Genomic DNA, 23,166 nt, shown 5'->3' with positions numbered 1-23,166 from the left:
TCGATCTCGAATTGAGAGCAATTTCGACCACTGCCTGGGAGCGCTCACGCTCCCAAACGACATGAAGGGAGATTTCCGCCCCCGGCGAAAATCAATCGCACCGTGGGACGCAATTCAACAATAGCCCTCGCCCAAAATCCGAAGAGACGGGCAAGCACCCTTGGGCTTGCCCGCCTTGATAACCGCAAAGCAAGGCCGGGCGGAATAGTCAATGGCGGCGCACGAAGTGCGCTGTTTAATCTCGATCATTGACGGCCCCGACAGGGTTTGCTATGTCCGTACATTTTAGCCGTCAATAATGGAGATTATTTTCTATGTATTTACATTCTTCCTCTAATACGCTGCAAGCCGCAATCCCGCTCTAAACCTCTATCGTCGTTTGAAACACAATTTTATTGTGCACCTTTGATAGAGGGGAAGATTGTGTTTTTTCCGTCTGAGTTAATGTTTATCTGGTGAAAAAAATTGATTATATGTGTTCTTTGAAGTGATATTCCATGATATGTTCTCCTTTGGTATCGTACTTCCCGTTGAAGCGAAAGCCGATCTGCTGATAAAGCCGGATTGCATGGGGATTGTTTTCATACACACTAAGATATACAGTATCGCTTTGATACTCTGCGTGCAGTCTGTCCAGTAGGGAAAATACCGCCTGTTTTCCATATCCTTTTCCTTGATATTTTTTATCAATCAGAAGCCGATCCAGCCATAGTTGCCCCGGAGTTGGTTCTGGAAAATAGCCGTACATGGCGAAGCCAATCAGGGTGTCGCTATCATAAATACCAACAGGCCGCCATAGTTCTAATTCGTCTGCTTCCTGCAAGCACTCGTTTACACTTTCAATAAAACCAGCCTGTTCAGAAAAGACAGTCAAGCCCTCCACTTCTTTACGGTTTTCGTCATTTACCAACTCAAAATGCAATCGTTTGTGAACACTTAAATCCATATTATTTCCTCTCTTATAAAAATTCAAAACTGTTGCTGTATAAATCCAAATTTTGTTTTAAGGTTTTACGCATATTGATATTTTTCCTCTTTGTCACAGAGAAACTGATTGTCACAACCAAGGACAAGACTTCCACCAATACAACAGAGAGCCAAATTCCATCAATCTCCAACAAGGCGGGAAGTGTGAATATCATGACAATCTGAAATACAAGCGTTCTCAAAGAAGAAATTGTCGCAGAAATCAGGCCATTGTTCAACGCTGTAAAAAAGCAGAAGCCCATACATTGAACCCCATGAGCAGAAACACCAGCGAGTATATTACAAATCCGTGGCGGGTCGTATTGAACAGTTCCACATCATAACTTGCAAATATCATGATCCGAGGTTCCGCAAGCAATTCAGCAATCATAGTCAATATGATTCCGGCTCCGCACATCAGAGCAATACTTTTGCGAAACAGGTTTTTAAGTTCCGCATGGTTTTCCGCGCCAAAATGGTAACTGATGATCGGGGCGCCCCCTAACGAATATCCGACAAATCCCCCCATGAAAACAAAATTGACATACATAATGCTACCACACGCGGCAACGCCATTTTCTCCGGCAGTCCGCATAAGTTGAACGTTAAAAAGAATACGGACAATCGAAGCGGACAAATTTGTCACCATTTCAGATGAACCGTTTATGCAGGTTTGGAGAAGCGTTTTCCCATAAAAAGCGGTTTTCGTCAACCAAAGCAGGCTGGTATTGGATCTTAAAAAGTAAATGAGCGGAAGGATACCGCCAACAAACTGCCCCATTACGGTAGCAACCGCCTCGCCGGACAATCCCCAGTGAAAAACAATGATAAAGAGAAAGTCGAATATAACATTGGTAAGACCGGCGGCAACCGAAATTTTCAAACTGAGCACAGGTTTTTCCGCTGTGATCAGAAGGCTTTGAAAAACATTCTGCAAAATAAACACCGTCTGCCCAATGAACAAAATCCGTCCATATTTAAGATACAATCCTTTAACAGTTCATGATCTGCCCCCCTGAAAATCGAAATGGACCGTACAAAAAGAAAGCCGAGGAACGATAATACAATACCGGCTCCCGCCGCAACATAGAGCAGAAAAGAAAAATACTGGTTCGTCCGTTCAGGATTTTTCTCTCCTAAATTAATCGAAGCGACGGCACTTCCGCCTGTTCCAATCATAAAACCAAGCGTGCCGATTGCCATTATGACAGGCATCATCAGATTGAGTGCGGTAAATGGCGTTTTACCAACAAAATTAATACAAAAAGCCGTCCACGGTACTATAACAAGGAACCGCATACAATCATCAAAATCGGTGAAATGACAAAACATAATAAGCGCTTATATGTAAAGTGATCGGATAACTAAATTTGCTTTTTTATCACCCCATAACAAATTTTCGTATATTTTCTGTCTTATTTATTTTCTGCGCTATGCTTCTGCACCGCATTTTCATAGATAAAAAATAAAAATTTTTCCGGCTTTTTGTTAACCTGTAATTTTACTTCTTCCGTACCACACCGGAGCATATTCTGGCGTTCATAAAAACCAAAATTGCAAGTGGTGTCTGTAAACACATAGAAATGCCGAATGTTTTCGTTGTTCATATAGTTGAAGAAGCGGCGGTATAATTCCTTACCGATCCCTAACCCGCGATAAAGCGGGTGTATGGCAAAAAAGGATAGTTCCCCTTCATAGTCCTGTGACTGCCCGGACAGCAACTTTTCATAAATCTGATCCACCTCCTCAAAAAAATGCCATGCTCTGCGTCCCTCCGCCGTCAGCGAAAGCATCCATAAAGCCCATCTTGCCTGTAACCGATACTTCAAGGATTTATGGGGGGTGTGAAAACTGTTCCCCATAATGATCCCTATGGGTTTCCCATTGTTTAAGGCTACCTGAGTAAAGGTTTGTTCTATCAGGCATAACCGCAGATAAGCGTTGGATAGCCGGACTGCAGTGGTAGGACTATAAGATTTTTCATGTCCCCATGTGATATTAATAATATCAGAGAGAGCTTTGAAATCTTGCGGTACGTATGGCCGATAAGTAATTTTGTTCATTGAAACTCCTCCCAAAAACAAAAAAGAACCGGACAAAACAGGGAACACAACAACTGCCTTTCGATGAAACCGTACGCGGTAACATCATCTGCAATTTGTTTGTTCAGCCTTTTTGCTCGGTTCATGTAGATACGCTACATCGCCAAATTGTAATTAGCTTACTATAACCGAATAATTTTGTCAAGTATACTTTCGTCACTACATACACTGATAAATTATTCTTGCACTGGTCACTTTTCATCTTTGAAATCATCATACAATGTAAACAAATCTATATTTCACCGCTCTCCCCGGCCAAGAGAGCTCCGGGACCGCTTGTGGCCTTTCTCCGCCTATTCCCGTTGTTTGTCGGCCTCCACCGCCGCTACCTGTTCTGGACCGAAGATCCGCTCATAGTCGGCGGAGATCTGCCGCAGGGCTTTGTTTCCATTTTTACTTCCATCAAGTGTTCAGACAGGCGAGCGTTGTCCTCCCGTACCCGGTCATAGTCTCCGGTCAAACTTTCCTTTCAGTTCGATGTACTTGTGGTACAGAGAGCGCAACTCTTGGACGATTTTTGCCAGCAGGAACTTTGCCTTTTTCTCCCGGTAAGACTTGGCACTTTCCAATGTCCCGGCCTCTGGTAAAATTTCCTCCGGGTCTACAGAAAAGTCCGCCACCAGACATTCCATGTTCTTTACCACCGGGGCCAATTCTTTCAGCCGCCACCCCTATTCCTCCATCTGGCTCTCTTTCTTCACCTTGACCGTTTCCAGATCGCCAACCCCTTTCGCCCTTTGCTCCTTTTTTAGTCCAGCACAGACAGGTGCTTGTCGTGGGTGCCTTTGTCCCCCACTCTATCCCGTGGCACTCCATCACGACGGAAAGCCTCTCTTTCTCCGAGCGTACCCACTGGCTCCACTCTATGTTTTCTCTGGTACCACCCTTGAAACCTCGGACCGCTAACGCTTGCTTCAAAGATACCTTTGTGTCCAGCCCTGCTTACTCCCAGTAATGAATGGAATAAAGTCAATGTCCATATGGGGGATGGACTCGTCCATGTGGAGGAAGGCCAAGAACACCTGGAGGCTTGGGTTGCGCTCCTGAAAGCCCCTCATGTACTCGTCCAGCACCGCCGCAAGCCGCTTCTCGTCGCTGTCGGCACTCATATTGCCCTTGTTACCCACTTGCAGGATGATCTCATGGAACGGCTTTTCCTGTTTGCCAGAGCGTATCTTCTCGTAGTAGTCCTCAATCTTGCGGTCTGCCCTGATCTGCTTGGCGTTGTGTCGCTCCAAAGCCTCGTCAAAGAGTTCATGGTACACTGCCTTGATATTTTCCTCACAGTAGGTTATATCCAGGTGGGAACACTCCTGGGCGGTATTCTTGGCGTAAAGTTTCCTGCTGTTGGGATTGACTGAGCCCCGTCCCACCATAGCACTGATCGTCCTTTTCAATCAAGCCCTCCTTTTTACCGCCGCGCCAGCGGCGGGCCTGTGTTACTTTCGCGAAAGTAAACGCAAAAGCACTTTTGACAGCCTATCGGCCATCAAAAGCGCATTTGTGCCCTATGGGGTGGTATAGGGGGCTTTGCCCCGCCGTCTACGGACGGCTCCCCAGCAGGGCTGCCTTTGAAAAGAGCACCCTGTCCCCGCCTAAACCTTGTCACTCGCCGTTGGGCAGGGGGGAAAGGTCAGCAGTCTTTCCACTCACCCGGCAAGTGTTCTCCGTAGGGGAAAGTCAAGGGGTACGGACTGTATTGCCCTTGCGGCAATCTCCACCCGCAGGTATGCCCCCTTGACGTTCACCCCGCGTTCCCCGTCACGGCCGTCACAGTCGTCACATCCAATGCGTTTCCAACGTGAGGAAGATACTCCGCCCAACGTGGGTGCGGTCGTCCTTGTAGCGGATAGGGTACTCATAGGACAGCCGCTCTGCCCGGACATTCAGCCGCATAGCCAAGGCATTGGCTTTCATCTTCCTCTCCAGGGCGACAGCAAGGTCGGCGGCCGTACCACTCCATTTGGGCCACTCCACCGTCGCCAGAACGGCCACGGCCTCTAAAACCGGGTCGGGCGGCTCCTTGTGCAGTTCCGTTTCCCGCCGCTCCAACTCCCACACAAGCCGCTCCCTGTCCCGTTTCAGATAGAGGGCGCTGGTCTTGCAGGTCACGCCCGGAAATGTCCAGTTTGGCTGCACTGTCCGTCCGCCGCTCCTTTTGGAGCAGAAAGGCCCCGTCTGCCGCACCCATCAGACCATTGGTGCCGGAGATCATATCAAATTTGTCGTCGCCTGCTGCTTGCGGGTATGGTGTACCAGCAGGAGGCAGCCCCCCGTTCCATCGGCAAAGTGTTTCAGACGGGTTATCACTTCATAATCGCTTGTATAACTGTACTTCTCGGCCCCGGCCTCCCAGATTTTTTGCAGGGTGTCGATGATAATGAGCCGGGTGTTCCCGGATAAACCTCTTTAGTTGCCTTTCTAGTCCATAGTTTAACTGCTTGGCGTAAATACGAAGTGGGGGGTTGCGACGCTGTTTTCCCCGAACACTTGATAAAGACGGCTTTGCAACCGGCGGTGGTCATCCTCTAAAGCCAGATAGAGGACGGCCCCACGGTTTACGGCATACCCCCACAGGGGGAGGCCCATGCTCACATGATAGCCGAGTTGGGCCATGAGGAAGGACTTACCCACCTTGGGAGTGTCCACAAAGAGGTACACCTCCGGATAGAGTAGGCCCTCTATCACAGGCGGCTTGCCGGGATAGACCTTTTCGTAGAGTTCATTCATGGAGAAAGTGGGCAGATAAGCCGGGGCAGTGGCCCGACTTATCTGCCCATTTCCTCAAAATCCCGTTCTTGGGGCTTGCTATCGGCTTTGAGGAAAAGGGAGCTGACAACAGGATTGCGCAGTATGAGACGAATGCCATGTCTCCAAACGGGAGTTTCTAGACAAGATTGCGGGTAGACCACCAGAATTTCTACACCATATCCCCGGCTCCGCCGAGGACTTCATGCGGACATTCTTCTGGCTAGATGAGAACAGTCCTAGCGCTATCCGCCTGTTTCCGCTTGTCCGTGTCCCCGGCAAAATCAAAGAGGAAACCGTTGTCCAGTATAACGACAGTTACGACTGGCCCGCACAACCTCCTGTGGGCATTTACTTCAACTACGGGCTTTTAGACGAGTTCATGCACGAATGGCTCTTGCGCCAGCAGGAATTGTACGCCGGGGAGATCACCCGGGACGAATACTTTGAATGGAAACTCAACTGGCCCCATACCTGTGATGATGGCAGGGAAAGCCAATACTATGTCCCGTGGCGGAAAAACAAATAAGACAAGCAAAACCGCCCTGCTGAACGACAAATTCAGCAGGGCGGTTTTGCTTGTCCTTTTGGGATTATTCTCTTGAGAGTACCGGGACACGAATAGTATTAATCCAGTATCAAGAGCCTTGTGGACGGGCAAAAAAGCCTGTATTCATGCGGGTTTGCGCCGTTTCAAGCGTCATTCCCACTCGCCGAATGAAATCCTTTCCTAAACTTTTTTGTATAGAGGATTTGATTCGGTGTTATTTATTTTGATACAGATTATCCTTATCCTATGGTCTATCCGAAATTCTGCTATCAAAAAGCTATCACCCCGGTGCTATCAACGATTATTCTTGATAAGGCTGTGCGGGTGGCTTGGATGTATTATAGCATATATTCAGGTGCTTTTCCAGATGAAACCCGATTTCTACAAAGTATTCCTTTATCACTAAAATGGGACTTCGCTGTCCGGGTCCACGAACAATTCACCTTTTCCCCAAGGAATTGTTTCGACTGCCTTGCTCTTCTCTATGTTATCAATAAACATGAGTGTGTCTGCAATTACCTTAATCGCATACTCGGCTTCTGCCTTTTGCAAAAGTTGATTAGGATGAGCAGCACTTTTACTATTTCTTAAATCATTGTATTTGGTGAAGATATTGATGGTATTCCTTATTGCTACCACACAAAATTCGGATTCAAAGTAATTCTCTCGTTCATACCATCCTTTTAGTTTGGCAACAAGAGAATCAAGCGAATAATGATCGCCTTTTTCGTCAGCAATAGCAATTTCGTGTTTCTGGCAGATTTCTCGTATATACTTAGTCGCAAATGTATGGAGCCGATCTATGACCAATTCAGGCTTTCCTGCTTGGACATTTGACTCTATGTCACTTAATATTAGTTTTAGATCTGTAGATTCTTGTGCCGGTAAAGAAACTTCCGATGTTGATTGGAGCCGTTTAATTATATCTTCAACCTGCCGATAGTCATAACTATCTTCATCGCTCCAATAATCAGTTCCCATTGCGAAACAAAAGTATTCAGACAATGAGCGCAAAAGCTTAGCAACAATTTGTGGGTTACAATCGCTCCAAATTTTCTCTACACATTTTTGCTGCGATAAATCTTTATATGGTTTATCTTTGTAAATATCTATACCGCAAGAGTCAAGAATCAGTTGATGCGTAGTATTTTTGTTGTAAGTACCTCTATCGCTCCAAAACTTGAAGATATACCCACCAGATATTCCAAACAACCGACAGATTATTTGTTTTTCTATGAATGAAAGTGTACTGATATTATTTCGCCTCATTTCTTTAGTGGCATGGTAAACTTCGGCTTATTCTATAGAAAGTAAGCCGTCTGTAAACGCAGCCGGGTATGACAATCTCATAATAACTTTCTGGAACACAATGACATACGCATAAACTGTACCCTCACCAAACCGATCATGCAGCAGACTTTTGCCATCAGGGCAGAAACTCACCTCATCGGGTAACGATCGCAGATATGGCACTTCAACCGTTTTGGCAGGACATTCAGGAAAATTGGCCTCAAGCGCAACAACTTGTCCCTCTCCAAATGCTACATGGCGCACAATGGCCCCAGCCGGAACAAGAGGTGCTTCGGAGCCACTGTGGGCAACAATTCCATTGGTGATTTCAAGCGACTTTTGGGCAACAGTGGAGTCAATATACTGCTTCCAAGCTGGAGCCTCCAAAACATCTCTCCGGGATTCGCATTTTACAATCAAATCTCTGAGCTTTTCTGGAGTTGCCTTGTCCGCCTCAAACATTGCCACAAAGTATTTCTGAAACTGGCCCAGTGTCAGCGGCACAATATCCAGTCGTTGCTTGACATCACCCTTTGCATACCAAATGCCGTGTCTAAATGTTTCTGCTGTGTTGGTATCTATCCGAACAGCAATAAACATACCATATACAGGCTTATCGTATTTCAGAACAGCATCGGAAACATGCCGTCTGACAGGCTCCCCCTCCATCGCTTCTTGACGGGAGGATGTGGACATAGTAACCTCTGTCAAAATGGTAAAATCGTTAAATTCGCAATACAGATCGCCTTTGCCACCGCCAGCAGCCGAAACAGGCATAAAGTCAGAATCCAGTTTGAATCCACGCACTTCATACGGCTTATTAACCATGTGATCAATCGCTAAGGCCGCACGCCAGAGTGTCCATTCGAGGTAGGCGGGAGTTTCATCCTTGGGAACCTCTATGGCGTTATCTTCGTCATAGACTAACTTTCCGCCGCCCTTTATCAGCAGAGTCATATAATCTCTGATTTCTTCCCACTGGTTGCACTGTTCGCTGGCATACTGAATTTCGTCTGTCTGGGAGAGGATATTTTCAAGTCTCTGCCGTGCGATATTGATTTCTGCAGGAGTATTCAGAGGCAGATCGGTGATGTCAAAGAGAATATGGCGCTCTTTCATCTGTTTGACCAGATCATCCAACAGGGATTTGGCGACATCCACACTGTCCGTTGGCAGAGGCGCACCAGCGCAGAGCAGTCTGTACTGTTCCATAAGAGGTTTTGCGCTTGCGGTGGACTTTGCAAGTTTTTCTGCCAAGACATGCTTTGCGGGTACGATTATTAGACCTCTGCCTTTGCGTTGAAGCACACCAGAAATGCGGAGGTATCTCATATTCATATCGCTGTAATCCAAGAAATTATCTGGCTTTTTGTCGTAATTTTCACCTCGTTTGGCAATCTCCTTTTTGTCAAACGGGCGCTTCGCCGGAGCTGTAGCTCTACGCTTTCGCAAATCAAGAATGTTGTCAACCACTTCTTCCAAGCTATAGCTGGGATTTGTGGTATGACCCCAAAGGGCAAATTCGATTCGACTAAGCTCAGATGAACCAGTCCGCTTTTCAAGTTCCAGCATAATTGCCAAGAGCCATCTCAGCGGAGAGAAGTAATGCACGCCATCCGGCATAGGAAATTGCTCCACGCTCATCGCCCGTAAAAAGCATTCTTGCATTGCTGGATATGTGTCCGCTTTTAAGAACGACCTGCCAAAAGGTGTAATATCGTCAAGTGGGCCTAAATCTTCTTGACGACCATCTTTTTTCTGAACCTGAGGATAAATCAGACCGTTTTTCGCAAACATCAACCGCCATTTACGAGCATGACTGCCGGAGCTGTCCTTGCCCTCTTCGTTTTGAATAATGCCCTTTTCATCAAGCAGATTCATAAATCCAAGTTCGTTATCACGGCCATGAAGATGCCCAACAAATGCAGAGTTGGCAAATACAGAAAATCCTTCTTGGATTCGATTGGGATTACGCAGGCCAGTATTGCCCACCAGCCATATTTTGATTTGTTCGCTCATACGAAAGCCCCCTATCAATATCCAACAAAAAGGTATTCCTGTACGGTATTCCTGTGGGTTTTTGCCTCATTCTGATTACCAAAGGAATATTTGTAATCTACAGGTATAACCTCTACATGAGATTTATATTTAGCCATGATCGCTACCATTTCATCCTGTGTAGGCAAGCTGTTTGAGGAATAGGACACAATGAGGATGCTGCTTGCAAACTTCTTGAACAGACGATCAAACGCATCTGCTGCACCTTTTCTGGTAGAGAATGGCGTGGGATAAGACTTGAATTTTTTCGTCTGCGTATGCTCCTGAATCTCTACGCCTTTCCAGTCACGGGCAAGTCCTTCTACAAAATGGTATCTACGGACATACTCATTATCAGAGAGCGGCGAATAATACGGGGGGTCGATGTATACCAAATCTGCCTGTTCCACTCTCAAATCCATTGCATCGCCATGCTTAGAGCGATTGATTTTTCCATTGTCAAAGACGGCCATGTTGACAGCTTCGACAGCCTCCAAAAACTGCTGTGCAAGCGTTTTCTGTAAATCCTTGCGACCATCATTATATCTCTGTCCGGTGTAGGTAAAAATACCACGAGGACGCTTTTTGGTGCAAGCACGAATCAGCGCAGTCATTGCGATGGCGTGCTTGTATTGATCCCGGATTGCAGCGACATTTGTACGCAAGGTGTCGATCAAATCATTTTCTTCATCCGTATAATAAAGGTCTTTGAAAGTTGAAGCTACAAAATGATCGGATTCCTTATGAGCAACAAGTAATTCTTTAGCCTCATCCATTGGCAGTGTGACCAAGTTGTTCTCAATCATTGCCTTTGTAAATGTGGCAGACATCGCCATATAGTCATTGCTGACTACTGCCTTGCCCTGCGCTTTGAACATATAACCAACAATGCCAGAGCCAGAGAAAAGGTCAACAACGGTATTTACATCAAACTGTGATGCCACAGACCATATTTCAGAGAGCAGTTTGCTCTTAGACCCCATAAAGCGAGTGGGAGGATATGCTGCAACCTGTTTGGGTAATGGTTGTGGGAGCAACTTAATCAAAGTGCGCTGCTTCGGAGGAATCGTAACAATGACATCTTCGCCTTTCCGAGTGCTGCCATTGCAGGAAATATGGCGTTTGGTCTGAATAACATCAATCGTAAATGGTGTATACAGTTCATGTACCAGCGGGTGGTTTGAGTTTGTCAAGATGATATGGCAACCACTTTCGTGTAAGGTCATAACCATCTTGGCAAGCTCAATATGATCTTCTTCGTAAAACTGTTCCTTTGTGTACCGCTTGAAATCAGCATACTCAGAGATTGGCAGATAGGGAGGGTCAAGGAAGATAAAATCTCCGGCCTGAGCATAATGTTCCAGAACCAAAAGATAATCGCCGCAAATGATGTCAGCCTTCTGCAAGGCTTTTGAGGCTGCTCTCAGACCATCTTCATCACAAATTTTAGGATTTTTATATTTTCCGTAAGGAACATTAAACTGGCCTTGTTTATTGACACGATACAAGCCATTAAAGCAAGTCCTATTCAGAAAGATCGTTCTTGCAGCGGCTTCTGCCTGAGGCAGTTTTGTCCAGTCCATTTCTCGAACCGCATAGAACATTTCCGAAGTGTTTTCGTATGTTCTCAAATAATAAATAACATTTTCAACATGATTGGCAATTTGCCGATACATATTGATAAGTTCAGGATTGCTGTCTGCAATAATTGCGTTCTCCGGCTGCAATGCAAAGAACATCGCACCGCCCCCAAAGAACGGTTCAATATACCGACCATAAGAGGCTGGTACTTTGGGTAACAGATCACCTAACATCTGTGTCTTTCCACCAGCCCATTTCAAAACGGGCTTGGCTTGAACAGATGCTAATTTTTTAACTACTTGTTCTGCCAATGTACTCGCCTCCTTTTACTTGGAATTTTCAGGAGTCAATTCCATAATATCGCCAATATCGCATTGCAGTGCGGTACAGATTTTCACCAGCACATCAGTTGTAACATTCTCGTTTTTGCCGAGTTTTGCCATGGAAGCATGACTGATTCCGGCAGCGGCACACAGGTCTTTTTTCTTCATGTCTTTGTCGATCAACAGTTTCCACAGTTTCTTATAACTAACAGCCATCTTCTCCACTCCATTAGCAAATCTCACGCACCGGGATTGCTGAATATAATTCTGCGCTCGCTGAATTTAAGGATAGTATAGCACATTTGGATTCATAGCTCAATAGTGAAATTGTAAACTCTCATTCATCCAAATAAAAACGCCGCCCGCAGGATTTCTCCCACGGGCGGCGGATGTAGGGTTACTCCTCTTTTGTTTTCAGATTTACGGTGTGCTTCTTCGCCAGTTCTCCGGCAGCCTTGCGGCGTTCCTCGCTGTACGGTGCGGTCAGCTTGAACCCAAATCTTCCTTTGCGGATTTCAAAGGTCATACAGCCCATCTCGTCATCGTCAATCAGCCTGCACTCGCTGGGGTACTGTGCGGCATACCTGGTCAGCCTGTTTTTGAGATCAGTGTCGTAAGTACAGACCTCAATGATGGGGCTGTCCTCGTTAAAATAGATATTCGTAGCCTTTTGCTTCTTGGAAAGACCTGTTTTCATAATACCTCCTGATTTCCGTAAGTTTTTCACGGCTCAACAGCCGCAAAAGTGGGTGCATTTTCCGCTGGAAAACATCCGAATGGTGTAGGCTTCATTCAGAACGCACCCAGCAGATATTTTCTGCTTTTTCCGGCTCTACACGGAATCAGCGAGCATCATCCCTTGAATGGGTTTTCACACGCCCTGTGCCGAATAAATGCCACAGATTTTGTCTGTCAATCACGCTTTCGTATTGCTGGACTTTCCTTCGCAATTCCTCATTTTCATGCTCCAAGCCAACTGAGTTCAGCTTGCTGCGGACGGACTTGTACTTGGACAGCTCAGCGATCAAAGTAGCCACCTGTGCTCTCAACTCACCAATCAGCTTGTGGGCGGCACCCAACGCCTTTTGCAGCTTGGATTCTCGCTTCTCCTGAGCATAGTATTTCTTGGCGGCAGTAGCCAGCGTTTCGTACTCTGACTTTTCAATAGATACCCTTGATGCGGAAAGCATGACAGGCTTGGCTTCAATTTTGTCAATGCTCTCGATGTCCACCTTCTTCTGCTTGATCTCTTCAATTTTCTTATCCAAAGCTGCCGCTTCTGCTGCTTTCTGCTGGGTCTGCTCGGTGAGACAGGCAAGGCGCTCCTGTTCCCGTTCCACCTTGAACTGGGTGACGGTCAGGTGTTCCTCCGAACTCCTACGCTCGCCCCGTTCCACATCGGTATATCCGGCAGCCTTCATGTGGTGGAAAAAATCGTCCTGCAACACCGAATAGGATTTTTTCAGAACCGGCTTACCGGACTTGGAGCGCAGCACCTGCCCATCATCGTCCTGCGCCGGTTTGGATGCCCATTTTTTACTCATGCTGACCTGCATGATACGCTCCTTGACTGTTCCTACCAGCGATTTGTCCTTGCAGCGTTTTGACCAGCGGATTTCCTTCTCCACTACCGGGACATAGACCACATGAAGGTGGTAGTGGTACACATCCCGCCCCAACGCCTCGGACATGGCCCGGTTGCGTTCATCGGCGTGCATGACTGCCGACAGGATATACTGCTCGCCACCCACGATTTTAATTGCGCTCTGGTAGGCGTCATGGTAAAATTGTTTTGCGAAATCATAACCGCCGTGGTTGTAGAAATAAGCGGAATTGACATCAAAAATCAGTTCGCCGAACTTTTCCGCATCGGCTTTCAGACCACGGGTAGAAATTATGCCGTCTGCCACCATCTGATCGAACATGGCGGTGTAGCTGCCTGCCGGTGTTTTGAAATGGACATTCATGCACTGTCTTTCCGGCACAATATCCTGATTGACATAGCTCTCTTTTTCCCGCTCATTGTGAGCCTGAGCGTTCATTACTTTGTCGGTTGTCATTCTCATATTTCTTGCGCTGGTACGGTGAACACCATCGCCTCTTGCCATAGGCATTTTCCTCCTGTAATTTTCGTCAGTGGTACGGGGTAGCGTTTCGGGAACACTTCTGCGGAAGTGTAATAACCCACTATGATACTTTCATCCTGCGGCTGCAAAGTATCGTGGGCTCTCCGAGGGGGTATGCGGCATCTGCGGATGCCTCTGCTATTTTTGCGGCTTGCTGGTGTAGCCACAATCCGCAAAAACAGCGTGGACAGCAGCTTGTTCGCAAATCGTATTTGCTCGCAATCTTCCGCCCACATCCATCTCAAAATCTGCGGATTTTTCGATGGGGACGGGAGCTGCGTGGGGAGCGCAGACAAACCTTTCTGCTTTGTCTGCCAGCCACAGGAGCGTGGCACGCTCCTGTTATCGCTCCCAGGGAGAGGTAGTCCAGCGGTAGCTTTCGGGTACGCCCCGGCGGTCAAGATACGCCTTCCTCGCCTGTTCCCGCTGTTCCCCGGTGGGTGCGGTTTTGTATTGCGAATAGAGCTAGCGGCTCAGCATGGCGTCCAGCTTTTGCTCCAGTCCCCGCCGGATGTCCTCTTCAAAATCTTCCTCGCCGTTCAGATGATACAACACCAGATCCACGAACAGGTCATAGGGGATTTGCACATTTTTCATCGGCTTCATTCCTTTCCGTGACGGTCGTGACGATGGTGACGGTGTTTGAGACACCGCCTGAATCACCGTCACGACCGTCACCATCGTCACGCTTTCTCCGAAACATGGGTCAGCGTGATCTTCCTTCCGGCGTGATTTCTGGCGTTTTCATACTGAACGCCATATTCCTCAAACAGCCTCCCGGCGTTTACATTCAGGTGTTTGGTCAGAGTGTTGGGCTGCATACCGGCTTGGAGCGCCGTTGCCAACTCCGTGGGGCTTCCGCACCACGGCTCCGTTACCAGCTTTGCCACGGCTTCCAAAATCGGGTCAGGCGGTTCTTTGTGAAGCTCGTTTTCCATGCGCTCCAATTCCCAAATCTGTGTTTCAGGGTCTTTTTTCAGATAGAGAATCTGGTCTTGCTGATCCCGCCCCACCACATCAATGGTTGCTTCCAGCGCCGTCCGTTTTTTCTTCTGCATCAGCAGAGAGCCATCGGCGCAGCCCAGCAGCCCCGTGGTGCCGGAGATCATTTCAAAAGCGTCTCCGGCGGGCTGCTTTCGGGTGTGGTGAACAGTCAGCACACAGATACCGTATCTGTCTGCAAACGCCTTCAGTTTCCCGATAATCTCGTAGTCGCTGGCATAGCTGTACGCTTCGCCGCCGGTCTCCCGAATTTTCTGCATGGTGTCGATGATGATGAGTTTGGTGTCCGGGTGCTCCCGCATAAAATTGGCAAGCTGTTCATCCAAACCGTTTCCAACCTTCCCAGCCGCCGTTGCAAAGTGGAGATCGGATGTATCTTCCACGCCATACATCCTGAACATCCGGCTCTGGATGCGCTGGAAATCATCTTCGAGGGCGAGATACAACACAGTTCCCTGATGCACTTCGTACTCCCATAATTTCCTACCTGTACTGACATGGTAGGCGATCTGCGCCACCAGAAAGGATTTTCCGATTTTAGGAGCGCCAGCAAGGATATATGCCCCAGCATGGAGCAGCCCCTCGATGATTGGGGGCCTGCTCCTGTAAGTGGTCTGGTACAGCTCGGTCATGGAGACTGTGTGCAGATACTGCGGGTCGGTCATACGCTGCATCCTGCGGTACATTTCTTCCAGAGATTGCTCGGAATTTTCAATTTCCTCATTGATTTCCCGCTCCGAAGTGGGTATACTATTCACAGTGGATTTTTGAATGGACTGCCTTTCATCTGCGCCAACAGATGTTGTAAGGGCAGTCTTTTCTTTTGCTTCATTCGCCATAGGCATTGTCCTCCCTCATTCCATCCATAATTTCTGCGATAAAGTAGATCGTGTCCAGCAGTTCGTCCTCCACGCCAGCCCCGGCCTCGATCCGCCGCAACTCGTCCAACACAGTGGCGAACTGATCTCTGAGCGCCTTATACACCCTCGGATTTCCCTGTACCACCACATCCCGGCACAGGAGCCGCCGGGTGATATAGTCCTGTTTGGTAAGGCCGGACATCTTCACAAAGGCTTCCAACTGCTCGTCCTCTTCCGGCGATACCCGAAAGGCCACCGTTTTGTTCCGCCAGCGGTTGTGATTGTCAAGATTTTTCAGCGACATAATTTACACTCCTTCCTCGGTTCGCAGCAAATCCAATTTGTTTGCCATTTCAGTCTGCCTTGTGGGAAACAGGTGCGCATAGCGGTAAGTGATGTCGATGCTCTCATGCCCCACACGGTCGGCGATTGCCAGAGCGGTAAAGCCCATGTCAATCAGAAGGGAAATGTGGCTGTGTCTCAAATCGTGGATTCTGATGCGCTTCACCCCGGATTCTTTACATCCTCTATCCATCTCATGATGAAGATAGTATTTGCTGACAGGGAAAATACGGCTGTCAGGCTCTGCTCCATAGAGTTGCTTCAAATAGTCCTGCATTTCTTCGCACAGGAACTGCGGCATTTGAATTACCCGGTTGCTCTTCTTGGTTTTCGGAGTAGTTACGATGTCCTGCCCGTTCAACCGCTGATAAGATTTATTGATGGACACCGTTCCTTTTTCAAAATCAAAGTCAGCAGGAGTTAGCGCCAACAGCTCCCCCTCCCGGATGCCGCACCAGTAGAGCATTTCAAAAGCGTAGAAGGACATGGGTTTGTCCATCATCACCTCAGAAAATTTCGTGTATTCTTCCTTTGTCCAGAACAACATTTCTCGCCGTTCCTCGGTTCCCATATTGCCAGCCCGCTGTGCCGGATTGACTTGTAAGCCGTAATAGCGGATCGCATGGTTAAAAATGGCGCTGAGCTGGTTGTGAACGGTTTTCAGGTAAGTGGTGGATAGGGGCTTTCCGTTGTTATCAGTCAGCCCTCTGATCTCATTCTGCCAGTCGATAATGTCTTTTGCGGTGATCTCAGAGAGCTTGCGCTTACGGAAATAGGGCAGGATTTTCCTCTGGATGATGCTCTCCTTGGTCATCCAGGTGTTCAGCTTGAGTTTGGGCTTGATGTCCTTTTCATAAAGCCCTACAAAGCTCTCAAAAGTCATATTGATGTCGGCCTGTTTCTCCATGAGGAACTCCCGTTCCCACGCTTGGGCTTCCTTTTTCGTGGCAAATCCACGCTTGAGCTTCTGCTGACGCTTACCTTTCCAGTCGGTATAGCGGAACTGCACATACCAAGTGCCGTTATCCTTGTTTTTGAATGCTGCCATAGTCAATCACCTTTCCTTTCTGTCTGGCTTCTCGTACCGTAGAATTTTTCATGGAAAAATTTACGGTCAATCCTGCCGGAGATGGTGATGCAGCCAGTTTGCTTCAATTCCTCATTCATTTTTTTGATGAGCTTGTAGGCGTAAGGAACGGAGACGCCCAGTTCCTCTGCCACTTCGTTCACTCGCATAAAAATCTGCGCTGCCATAGGCAAAGTACCTTCCTTTCCTTGTCGTAATGATTTTTCTACCGCCGTTTTTCCGCTCAGACTCTGACAGGCAACCCTTTCCGGCGCTGTGCCGTTTTCTTTTCTCCTTGGCACGCTCCTGTCATCGCCTGCTTCCCCGGAGAAAGTATCTGTCGGACGGTCATTCAGTTTTGCGGTGGTGAAATCCCCCCTTTCACTCTACAACGGACATTTTTTGCGGCTTTTGGGGTGGCCAGATTTGTAAAATTTTTTGAATTAACTGTTTATGCTTAGTCTACTTTCATTATACTAAGCATATAAGTTAAAGTCAAGCGGTTTGCAGAAAATATTAAATAAAATTGTTTAGATTTGTCTTGACTATCCTAAACATATCTGCTATGCTATTTGTGGAAACACCCATAGAATGGAGTTGGTCATTATGGCGGTTGGTGAGCGGATTCAGTTTTTCCGCAAATTACGGGGTATGACGCAGAAATACCTCGGCACGCGGGTGGGCTTCCCAGAGAAGTCCGCAGATGTGCGCCTTGCTCAATATGAAGCCGGGACGAGAACCCCAAAGGCGGATATGACGGCGGCTCTGGCCAATATTCTGGATGTGTCGCCTCTGGCGCTATCTGTACCGGACATAGATTCCTATCTTGGTTTGATGCATACCTTGTTTACTCTGGAAGATCGGTATGGCCTGACTGTTAAAGAAGTTGACGGAGCGCCTTGCCTGTGTGTTGACCCATCTAAGGGCAGAGATGCAGAAGAACTCTACCGTTCCCTGTGTGCGTGGCGGGAACAGGCGGCCAAGCTGGAAGCTGGCGAAATCTCCAGGGAGGAATATGACCGCTGGCGTTATCGTTACCCGGAGTACGACACCACCCGTATCTGGGCAAAGGTGATCCCGCAGGGGCTGAGTGATATGCTGACCGAAGAACTGAAAAAGGGCAAATGAAAAAAGGTCTAACCGACTCGCAAAAATCGGTTAGACCTTTTTTGTAGATAAGTTTTCAGCGCACCTGCAAACCGCTTGCAACTTGGCTGTAAATCAGCAAGTACGGTTTTGACAAGTGCTATCAATCTGCTATCAAATAGGGAAGAAATCCATCCTATTCAGCCACTTTTCCGGCTGTAGAGCCAGAAAAAACGGTATTGGGATAAATATTTCTTACTCCCACTCAATCGTTGCCGTTGGTTTGGGCGACAGATCAACGCAAACACGATTTACACCTTTCACCTCGTGCAGAATACGCGAAGTAATCGTCTGCAACAACGCCCAATCCAATTGCGGAACTTGTGCTGTCATTGCATCAATGGTATTTACTGCACGAATAATAACTGGCCAATCAAAACAACGCGCATTATCGCGTACACCCACTGATTTAAAGTCCGGAACAATTGTAAAATACTGCCAAACTTTTCCCTCCAAACCGGCTTTAGCAAATTCTTCCCGGAGGATGGCATCGGATTCGCGTACTGCCTCCAAGCGATCGCGCGTAATCGCCCCCAAACAACGCACCCCTAATCCAGGTCCTGGAAACGGCTGCCGATATACCATGCTAGCAGGCAATCCTAACGCCACCCCACAGGCACGAACTTCATCTTTAAACAACATTTTAAGTGGCTCTACAAGCTCAAACTGCAAATCCTCAGGCAAACCGCCCACATTGTGATGACTCTTAACCATTTTAGCAGTCTTTGTGCCGCTTTCCACGATGTCCGGATAAATCGTTCCTTGTGCAAGGAACTCTATACCATCCAGCTTACGAGCCTCTTCTTCAAAGACACGAATAAATTCTGCTCCAATAATTTTTCTCTTCTGCTCTGGATCGGCCACTCCTTCCAGCTTCCCCAAAAAACGATCGGTTGCATCTACATAGATCAAGTTGGCTGACAATTCGTCCTGAAATACACGAACAACTTGCTCCGGCTCTCCTTTCCGCAAAAGGCCGTGATTGACATGCACGCAAGTCAATTGACTACCAATTGCTTTTAACAAGAGCGCCGCAACTACAGACGAATCAACACCGCCGGACAATGCTAATAATACTTTTTTATTCCCCACCTGCTGGCGAATTAGATCAATTTGGTCAGCGATGAAATTATCCATGTTCCAATTGGCTTGGGCTTTGCAAGTATTAAAAACAAAGTCACGTAAAGCTTCTTGAATGGCTTGATCTTCTTCTGGCATCGGATTTAGGATTCCATTCCATTCATAATCAAATGTATAAATGGGTAGACCAGATTTTACAATCGCTTCGGAAAGTCCAATCTTTTCACCGTCTACCACATCATTTGGACCGCCATTTGCAACAATGCCCTTCACATTCGGCAACTTATAAATCTCTTCTATGGTTACATCGTAATTACAAATTTCGCTGTATACCCCCAGTGCACGAATTGCCCGTGCAACATCGGTATTTCGTGTACTACCCAGATCCAAAACTACAATCATATCTTGTCTCATCGTATACCCTCCTTTTTTAATCGATTTTATCGTAGCATATTCCCAATAATACCGTCAACTCTGATCGACAAATTTTTTCATATTCGCTCGAAATTTGTCGTTCCAACGGATACAAATATTCCGCTTGCATACCATTTTGTATCTGTCAGTTTATGTCTTTAAAAAAGTCGAATTCACGGCTTAGGTTGTGTTTTCTTACTCAATATCCGTGTATCCCTATTGATATCGTGGGTGACGCATTCTTTATATGGGTTCCCATCTGCTTTTAAAAAGAATTTTAATTCTTATACTATAATGCTATACAATTACTCTTTTAAACCACACAGAATTACAAAAACTCACGTATTCTTTTACATATCCTACGGAAGTAGCTATTCCTTGGGCCACTTTCCTTCACTGACAAACTACTCACCCAAAGTATCCACTGGCCATCCCCATATTCTTACCAACTTCAACGATACAACGAACTAAATCGTAGAGCCGGACAGCGTGCTACCCTCTAGTATGTTTTACAACTGGATATACCTATCGACATCCTCAAAATAACTTCATCATTCAGCAAATGTATCGAATACATTCTTTTCAAAATGAAGATCTGTCATTCACCCTTCAAAATGCAAATTCTCTTTAGAATCCTGGTATAAACGCCAGCCAACTTTCTTCTGTCTGCAAACAGGTACAGTCTTCCAGGACACTCTCCCCAAAATCTTTCATCACATATCATCTAAGATCGTCTCGATAAACTGTTAGAAACTTTTTAATGAACTTCACAACTAATCGTAAATTATTGGATCGTATTTGCGATCATACCCTTTAAAATCGTATTTTTATTTAAGACCAATTAAATAAGGCCCCGCCAGTTAGCTAAGGGCATTCTATCTTTAGCTAACTGGCAGGGCTAAAAGGCATCATGCTAAAAATTCATTGACAACTCATTCAAACTCTACAAAGACTAACGCTTTTTGTTTAGGAATTATTCTCTGTAATGTTTCTCGTTCTTTTGATTATTTGATATATCCATATTATCCTGCCTATACGAGCTAATGTTATCATTTTGTTATCGGCATTGATAACACCTACTCGATAACTGTGGATAATAACTATATGTAGCATGTCAAATTATAAGCTATTTTGCTTAGAGATTCAACACAAAACTGAAATTTTACTTTTCCTTATATTCATCTGGTATTGCTATTTGAAATGTTTCACACAACAGCATCACATCATGCACATCATTTTTATCGTGTTCATATCCCAAATGAAGCATTACCTGACTCAATGGTTCAATACAAGAAACAGTTATATCTCCAACTTTTCCAATACCGGAAAAAGTTTTTGATGGAAATATATCTCCCTCATAAACAATTCCGTCATCTGTAAATTCAAAACAATGTAAATCAATGATTCTTTGTTTATCATCTTTCCAGACAGTATGACCATCCGTTGTATAATCAGTATTTACTTCCTCAAATCCATGCTGCTTAATCACATAAATATAATCATGATAATGTTTCAGTTCAACAAACAAATCAATATCATTGTGTATTCTTGATTCTCTTTTAAGAAGTGCATCAACACCCCATCCGCCATCTAAATATACTTTAATTTCGTTTTGCAAAGCATATTTTATAATTTCACATGCATCTTCTGTACGTACCATAATCTATCCTCCAAATTCAAATCTTTGTATGCTTTCCAACTCACTAAAAGCCTGAAATTTGTCAGTCTTTCATCCTTTTTGTTATCAATCACCAATTAGCTGTAATCCATTAGGATTTAGCTGATATATTTTATCGCACACCTCTTCAATATACTTTCTATCGTGAGAAATGCTAATGACAGCCCCCGGAAATTCTCGGAGCATTTTTCTTATTACCGGACCGGACAATGGTGAAAAATTTCTTGTCGGTTCATCCAGAATAAGAACATTTGCACCACTTAAGCTCATCCTCAAGAGAAGCACTTTCGCCTTTTGTCCGCCTGATAACTCCCGAATCGGATGCTCCATTTCATCTGGTGTGTATTTAAGTGAACCAAGGTATGTTCTAATTCTTGTACGCTCTTCTTTATCTCCTGTTTTATCAAGGTAATCAACCGGTGTAACATCCAAATCCAGCAGGTCTTCATAAGTTTGAGGCATATATTCTGCTTTAATGTCATTCCGATTTAGGAGTTCTTCCGCTATCTTTTTTAGAAGAGTCGTTTTTCCTGCCCCGTTGGCTCCTATCATACAGATTTTTTCTGAACCTTTTATTTTTAAATGAATTCCTTCTGCTAAAATTCTTTTGCCATCCGGAGTCACAAGCTTTGAAAGTTCATATTCTATGACCGTTTTTCCTGCGGGAATGTGTGAGTTTTCATCCCCTAATTTGACAAAGATTGCTTCTTCCTGTTCCGGCATCTGAGTCATATTTTCATCTTCTTTTTCAAATCTTCGTTCCATTGCCTTAACCGTATGCATTTTGTCCTTTAAGTTTTTGGCAACAGACGGTGCTTGTCTGGTACAACTTCTTAATGCACCTTGTACACTCTGCATAACTCTTTGATATTTTTCATCGCGAATCTTTTTCTCCCTACGGTCACTCAGTGCCCGCTGTTTTTGGATTTCAAATTTATGAAGCCGTTCTTCCACATAGCGTCTATAGGGAAGCTTTGCCACGGTATATCTCGCCTTTGTTTTTCGTATAATCTGCTCGATATGTATCACCATGTTGGCAGTACGCTCTATCAGCGTTTCATCGTGTGAAATAAAAAGCACAATGTGCTTCCAGTCATTTATGATTTTTTCCAGTAATGTAAGCGTCGCAATGTCGATGTCATTGGAAGGTTCGTCCAACAACAGCACAGAAACATCGCGAATGAAAAGCCTCATAAGTTGTGTCTTGACTTTTTCGCCTCCTGAAAGACTACCCATTGTCTGGTTACTGTAGAAAAAATCATTTTTCATTCCAAATTTTCCCGCAATAACAGACAATTCTTTAGGCGTTTTCTCCCAGAATATTTCCTCTTCAGAAAAATATTCGTATATTGTTTTTTCCTTATCTTCATCGAGCATCTCCTGCGGAAGATAACCAAGACGTTCGTGTCCCATTATCCTTTCCCCATCTGCTTCTATATAGTTTTCTACAAGCGACGGATTGTATATCCACTTCATTAATGTCGATTTCCCATTTCCCTCTTCTCCAATAATAACTGCCTTATCTCCATCATTTAGCACAAGGTTGAAATCATTAAGAATTATTCTCAGGTCTTTTTTATGTGTTAAATTTAATTTTTTTATCTGCAACATTAAAGTTTCTCCTTTTCGAAGTCTGAGCCAATTATTATTTTGAACACACAAAAACGAGTCTTTTTTGCATACGCAAAAATAGACTCGCTAAATAGACCCTTATTTCTTTTCCAAAAGGAAAACAAAGGAAATGCCTCTTGCGATAATCCAACTTAAGCGTACACAAAACAAACCTATTCTCTACAGGCTCAATAACTATATGTGTCTTACTTAAATCAAATTATCTATTAATCATTTCCTCACC

General features: G+C 45.6%; 23 protein-coding genes and 3 pseudogenes. 2 read left to right on the top strand and 24 right to left on the bottom strand.

Annotation, left to right across the window (positions count from 1 at the left end; all coding sequences use genetic code 11):
* Nucleotides 1-114 precede the first annotated feature (114 nt).
* From ACGCCZ_RS12330 to ACGCCZ_RS12285, 10 genes and pseudogenes are all read right to left on the bottom strand, one after another.
* Nucleotides 115-249 carry a hypothetical protein gene (locus tag ACGCCZ_RS12330; RefSeq protein WP_411656166.1) on the bottom strand — a complete coding sequence of 45 codons (135 nt, stop codon included), beginning with the start codon at nucleotides 247-249 and terminating at the stop codon, nucleotides 115-117.
* 220 nt (nucleotides 250-469) lie between these two features.
* Nucleotides 470-946 (bottom strand): GNAT family N-acetyltransferase, encoded by a 477-nt coding sequence (locus ACGCCZ_RS12325; RefSeq protein ID WP_054324287.1) that lies wholly within the window; start codon nucleotides 944-946, stop codon nucleotides 470-472.
* A 13-nt stretch (nucleotides 947-959) separates the two neighbouring features.
* Nucleotides 960-1,229: a hypothetical protein gene (locus ACGCCZ_RS12320; RefSeq protein WP_411656164.1), complete on the bottom strand. Its 270-nt coding sequence runs from the start codon at nucleotides 1,227-1,229 to the stop codon at nucleotides 960-962.
* Nucleotides 1,202-1,912, bottom strand: a complete 711-nt coding sequence (locus tag ACGCCZ_RS12315) for an MATE family efflux transporter (protein WP_411656162.1) — start codon at nucleotides 1,910-1,912, stop codon at nucleotides 1,202-1,204. Before ACGCCZ_RS12315 ends, ACGCCZ_RS12320 begins: the two co-directional genes overlap by 28 nt.
* Nucleotides 1,876-2,298 carry an MATE family efflux transporter gene (locus ACGCCZ_RS12310; protein WP_411656161.1) on the bottom strand — a complete coding sequence of 141 codons (423 nt, stop codon included), beginning with the start codon at nucleotides 2,296-2,298 and terminating at the stop codon, nucleotides 1,876-1,878. The genes ACGCCZ_RS12315 and ACGCCZ_RS12310 overlap by 37 nt, the downstream gene beginning before the upstream one ends.
* Before the next feature lie 83 nt (nucleotides 2,299-2,381).
* Nucleotides 2,382-3,029, bottom strand: coding sequence for a GNAT family N-acetyltransferase (locus tag ACGCCZ_RS12305; RefSeq protein WP_411656160.1), 648 nt, complete (start codon nucleotides 3,027-3,029; stop codon nucleotides 2,382-2,384).
* Between the two features lie 482 nt (nucleotides 3,030-3,511).
* On the bottom strand, nucleotides 3,512-3,700 hold the full coding sequence (locus ACGCCZ_RS12300; RefSeq protein ID WP_152918376.1) for a hypothetical protein: 189 nt from the start codon (nucleotides 3,698-3,700) through the stop codon (nucleotides 3,512-3,514).
* Between the two features lie 77 nt (nucleotides 3,701-3,777).
* Nucleotides 3,778-4,444, bottom strand: a pseudogene (locus ACGCCZ_RS12295) (plasmid recombination protein); the annotation flags it as partial.
* A 403-nt stretch (nucleotides 4,445-4,847) separates the two neighbouring features.
* The gene (locus tag ACGCCZ_RS12290; protein WP_411656157.1) at nucleotides 4,848-5,255 is read right to left on the bottom strand and encodes a hypothetical protein; all 408 of its coding nucleotides are present in this window, start codon (nucleotides 5,253-5,255) and stop codon (nucleotides 4,848-4,850) included.
* A 24-nt stretch (nucleotides 5,256-5,279) separates the two neighbouring features.
* Nucleotides 5,280-5,798: pseudogene (locus ACGCCZ_RS12285) on the bottom strand (AAA family ATPase).
* 223 nt (nucleotides 5,799-6,021) lie between these two features.
* On the opposite strand from ACGCCZ_RS12285, the gene ACGCCZ_RS12280 reads away from it, so the two are divergent.
* The gene (locus tag ACGCCZ_RS12280) at nucleotides 6,022-6,345 is read left to right on the top strand and encodes a hypothetical protein (protein WP_411656155.1); all 324 of its coding nucleotides are present in this window, start codon (nucleotides 6,022-6,024) and stop codon (nucleotides 6,343-6,345) included.
* A 423-nt stretch (nucleotides 6,346-6,768) separates the two neighbouring features.
* Here ACGCCZ_RS12280 and ACGCCZ_RS12275 read toward each other — a convergent pair whose 3' ends face one another.
* From ACGCCZ_RS12275 to ACGCCZ_RS12225, 11 genes and pseudogenes are all read right to left on the bottom strand, one after another.
* Nucleotides 6,769-7,635 (bottom strand): abortive infection family protein, encoded by an 867-nt coding sequence (locus ACGCCZ_RS12275; RefSeq protein WP_054324284.1) that lies wholly within the window; start codon nucleotides 7,633-7,635, stop codon nucleotides 6,769-6,771.
* A 27-nt stretch (nucleotides 7,636-7,662) separates the two neighbouring features.
* Nucleotides 7,663-9,675 (bottom strand): AlwI family type II restriction endonuclease, encoded by a 2,013-nt coding sequence (locus ACGCCZ_RS12270; RefSeq protein WP_054324283.1) that lies wholly within the window; start codon nucleotides 9,673-9,675, stop codon nucleotides 7,663-7,665.
* A gap of 14 nt (nucleotides 9,676-9,689) precedes the next feature.
* Nucleotides 9,690-11,585 carry a Dam family site-specific DNA-(adenine-N6)-methyltransferase gene (locus tag ACGCCZ_RS12265; protein WP_054324282.1) on the bottom strand — a complete coding sequence of 632 codons (1,896 nt, stop codon included), beginning with the start codon at nucleotides 11,583-11,585 and terminating at the stop codon, nucleotides 9,690-9,692.
* 15 nt (nucleotides 11,586-11,600) lie between these two features.
* Nucleotides 11,601-11,813, bottom strand: a complete 213-nt coding sequence (locus tag ACGCCZ_RS12260) for a helix-turn-helix domain-containing protein (RefSeq protein ID WP_054324281.1) — start codon at nucleotides 11,811-11,813, stop codon at nucleotides 11,601-11,603.
* A gap of 181 nt (nucleotides 11,814-11,994) precedes the next feature.
* The gene (locus ACGCCZ_RS12255) at nucleotides 11,995-12,294 is read right to left on the bottom strand and encodes a hypothetical protein (RefSeq protein ID WP_411656153.1); all 300 of its coding nucleotides are present in this window, start codon (nucleotides 12,292-12,294) and stop codon (nucleotides 11,995-11,997) included.
* 145 nt (nucleotides 12,295-12,439) lie between these two features.
* Entirely contained in the window at nucleotides 12,440-13,705 is a 1,266-nt protein-coding gene (locus tag ACGCCZ_RS12250) for a plasmid recombination protein (protein ID WP_411656152.1), read from the bottom strand.
* 360 nt (nucleotides 13,706-14,065) lie between these two features.
* Nucleotides 14,066-14,320: pseudogene (locus ACGCCZ_RS12245) on the bottom strand (complexin-2).
* A gap of 86 nt (nucleotides 14,321-14,406) precedes the next feature.
* On the bottom strand, nucleotides 14,407-15,564 hold the full coding sequence (locus tag ACGCCZ_RS12240) for an AAA family ATPase (protein WP_054324278.1): 1,158 nt from the start codon (nucleotides 15,562-15,564) through the stop codon (nucleotides 14,407-14,409).
* Entirely contained in the window at nucleotides 15,554-15,889 is a 336-nt protein-coding gene (locus ACGCCZ_RS12235) for a plasmid mobilization protein (protein WP_054324277.1), read from the bottom strand. The genes ACGCCZ_RS12240 and ACGCCZ_RS12235 overlap by 11 nt, the downstream gene beginning before the upstream one ends.
* A gap of 3 nt (nucleotides 15,890-15,892) precedes the next feature.
* Nucleotides 15,893-16,975, bottom strand: coding sequence for a tyrosine-type recombinase/integrase (locus ACGCCZ_RS12230; RefSeq protein WP_411656150.1), 1,083 nt, complete (start codon nucleotides 16,973-16,975; stop codon nucleotides 15,893-15,895).
* Nucleotides 16,976-16,977: 2 nt separating this feature from the next.
* Nucleotides 16,978-17,181: a DNA-binding protein gene (locus ACGCCZ_RS12225; protein WP_411656149.1), complete on the bottom strand. Its 204-nt coding sequence runs from the start codon at nucleotides 17,179-17,181 to the stop codon at nucleotides 16,978-16,980.
* Nucleotides 17,182-17,599: 418 nt separating this feature from the next.
* On the opposite strand from ACGCCZ_RS12225, the gene ACGCCZ_RS12220 reads away from it, so the two are divergent.
* The gene (locus ACGCCZ_RS12220; RefSeq protein WP_054324315.1) at nucleotides 17,600-18,121 is read left to right on the top strand and encodes a helix-turn-helix domain-containing protein; all 522 of its coding nucleotides are present in this window, start codon (nucleotides 17,600-17,602) and stop codon (nucleotides 18,119-18,121) included.
* 213 nt (nucleotides 18,122-18,334) lie between these two features.
* Here ACGCCZ_RS12220 and guaA read toward each other — a convergent pair whose 3' ends face one another.
* From guaA to ACGCCZ_RS12205, 3 genes are all read right to left on the bottom strand, one after another.
* On the bottom strand, nucleotides 18,335-19,633 hold the full coding sequence (gene guaA, locus ACGCCZ_RS12215) for a glutamine-hydrolyzing GMP synthase (RefSeq protein WP_054324275.1): 1,299 nt from the start codon (nucleotides 19,631-19,633) through the stop codon (nucleotides 18,335-18,337).
* Between the two features lie 1,162 nt (nucleotides 19,634-20,795).
* On the bottom strand, nucleotides 20,796-21,293 hold the full coding sequence (locus ACGCCZ_RS12210) for a nucleotidyltransferase domain-containing protein (RefSeq protein WP_009247521.1): 498 nt from the start codon (nucleotides 21,291-21,293) through the stop codon (nucleotides 20,796-20,798).
* Between the two features lie 84 nt (nucleotides 21,294-21,377).
* Nucleotides 21,378-22,922 carry an ATP-binding cassette domain-containing protein gene (locus ACGCCZ_RS12205; RefSeq protein ID WP_009247522.1) on the bottom strand — a complete coding sequence of 515 codons (1,545 nt, stop codon included), beginning with the start codon at nucleotides 22,920-22,922 and terminating at the stop codon, nucleotides 21,378-21,380.
* Between the last annotated feature and the right edge of the window lie 244 nt (nucleotides 22,923-23,166).

Origin of the sequence: Anaeromassilibacillus sp. SJQ-1 (genome assembly GCF_046693725.1) — a bacterium.
Taxonomy (GTDB): Bacteria; Bacillota; Clostridia; order Oscillospirales; family Acutalibacteraceae; genus Anaeromassilibacillus.
This window is presented reverse-complemented; position numbering and strand designations above follow the sequence as displayed.

Coding starts and splice junctions, on each gene's coding strand:
- ACGCCZ_RS12270 (WP_054324283.1), bottom strand. CDS start 9,675: ATGAGCGAACAAATCAAAATATGGCTGGTGGGCAATACTGGCCTGCGT.
- ACGCCZ_RS12330 (WP_411656166.1), bottom strand. CDS start 249: ATGATCGAGATTAAACAGCGCACTTCGTGCGCCGCCATTGACTATTCC.
- ACGCCZ_RS12310 (WP_411656161.1), bottom strand. CDS start 2,298: ATGTTTTGTCATTTCACCGATTTTGATGATTGTATGCGGTTCCTTGTT.
- ACGCCZ_RS12300 (WP_152918376.1), bottom strand. CDS start 3,700: ATGGAATGTCTGGTGGCGGACTTTTCTGTAGACCCGGAGGAAATTTTA.
- ACGCCZ_RS12220 (WP_054324315.1), top strand. CDS start 17,600: ATGGCGGTTGGTGAGCGGATTCAGTTTTTCCGCAAATTACGGGGTATG.
- guaA (WP_054324275.1), bottom strand. CDS start 19,633: ATGAGACAAGATATGATTGTAGTTTTGGATCTGGGTAGTACACGAAAT.
- ACGCCZ_RS12205 (WP_009247522.1), bottom strand. CDS start 22,922: ATGTTGCAGATAAAAAAATTAAATTTAACACATAAAAAAGACCTGAGA.
- ACGCCZ_RS12225 (WP_411656149.1), bottom strand. CDS start 17,181: ATGGCAGCGCAGATTTTTATGCGAGTGAACGAAGTGGCAGAGGAACTG.
- ACGCCZ_RS12255 (WP_411656153.1), bottom strand. CDS start 12,294: ATGAAAACAGGTCTTTCCAAGAAGCAAAAGGCTACGAATATCTATTTT.
- ACGCCZ_RS12280 (WP_411656155.1), top strand. CDS start 6,022: ATGCGGACATTCTTCTGGCTAGATGAGAACAGTCCTAGCGCTATCCGC.
- ACGCCZ_RS12230 (WP_411656150.1), bottom strand. CDS start 16,975: ATGGCAGCATTCAAAAACAAGGATAACGGCACTTGGTATGTGCAGTTC.
- ACGCCZ_RS12325 (WP_054324287.1), bottom strand. CDS start 946: ATGGATTTAAGTGTTCACAAACGATTGCATTTTGAGTTGGTAAATGAC.
- ACGCCZ_RS12210 (WP_009247521.1), bottom strand. CDS start 21,293: ATGGTACGTACAGAAGATGCATGTGAAATTATAAAATATGCTTTGCAA.
- ACGCCZ_RS12235 (WP_054324277.1), bottom strand. CDS start 15,889: ATGTCGCTGAAAAATCTTGACAATCACAACCGCTGGCGGAACAAAACG.
- ACGCCZ_RS12320 (WP_411656164.1), bottom strand. CDS start 1,229: ATGGGCTTCTGCTTTTTTACAGCGTTGAACAATGGCCTGATTTCTGCG.
- ACGCCZ_RS12260 (WP_054324281.1), bottom strand. CDS start 11,813: ATGGCTGTTAGTTATAAGAAACTGTGGAAACTGTTGATCGACAAAGAC.
- ACGCCZ_RS12275 (WP_054324284.1), bottom strand. CDS start 7,635: ATGAGGCGAAATAATATCAGTACACTTTCATTCATAGAAAAACAAATA.
- ACGCCZ_RS12305 (WP_411656160.1), bottom strand. CDS start 3,029: ATGAACAAAATTACTTATCGGCCATACGTACCGCAAGATTTCAAAGCT.
- ACGCCZ_RS12240 (WP_054324278.1), bottom strand. CDS start 15,564: ATGGCGAATGAAGCAAAAGAAAAGACTGCCCTTACAACATCTGTTGGC.
- ACGCCZ_RS12250 (WP_411656152.1), bottom strand. CDS start 13,705: ATGGCAAGAGGCGATGGTGTTCACCGTACCAGCGCAAGAAATATGAGA.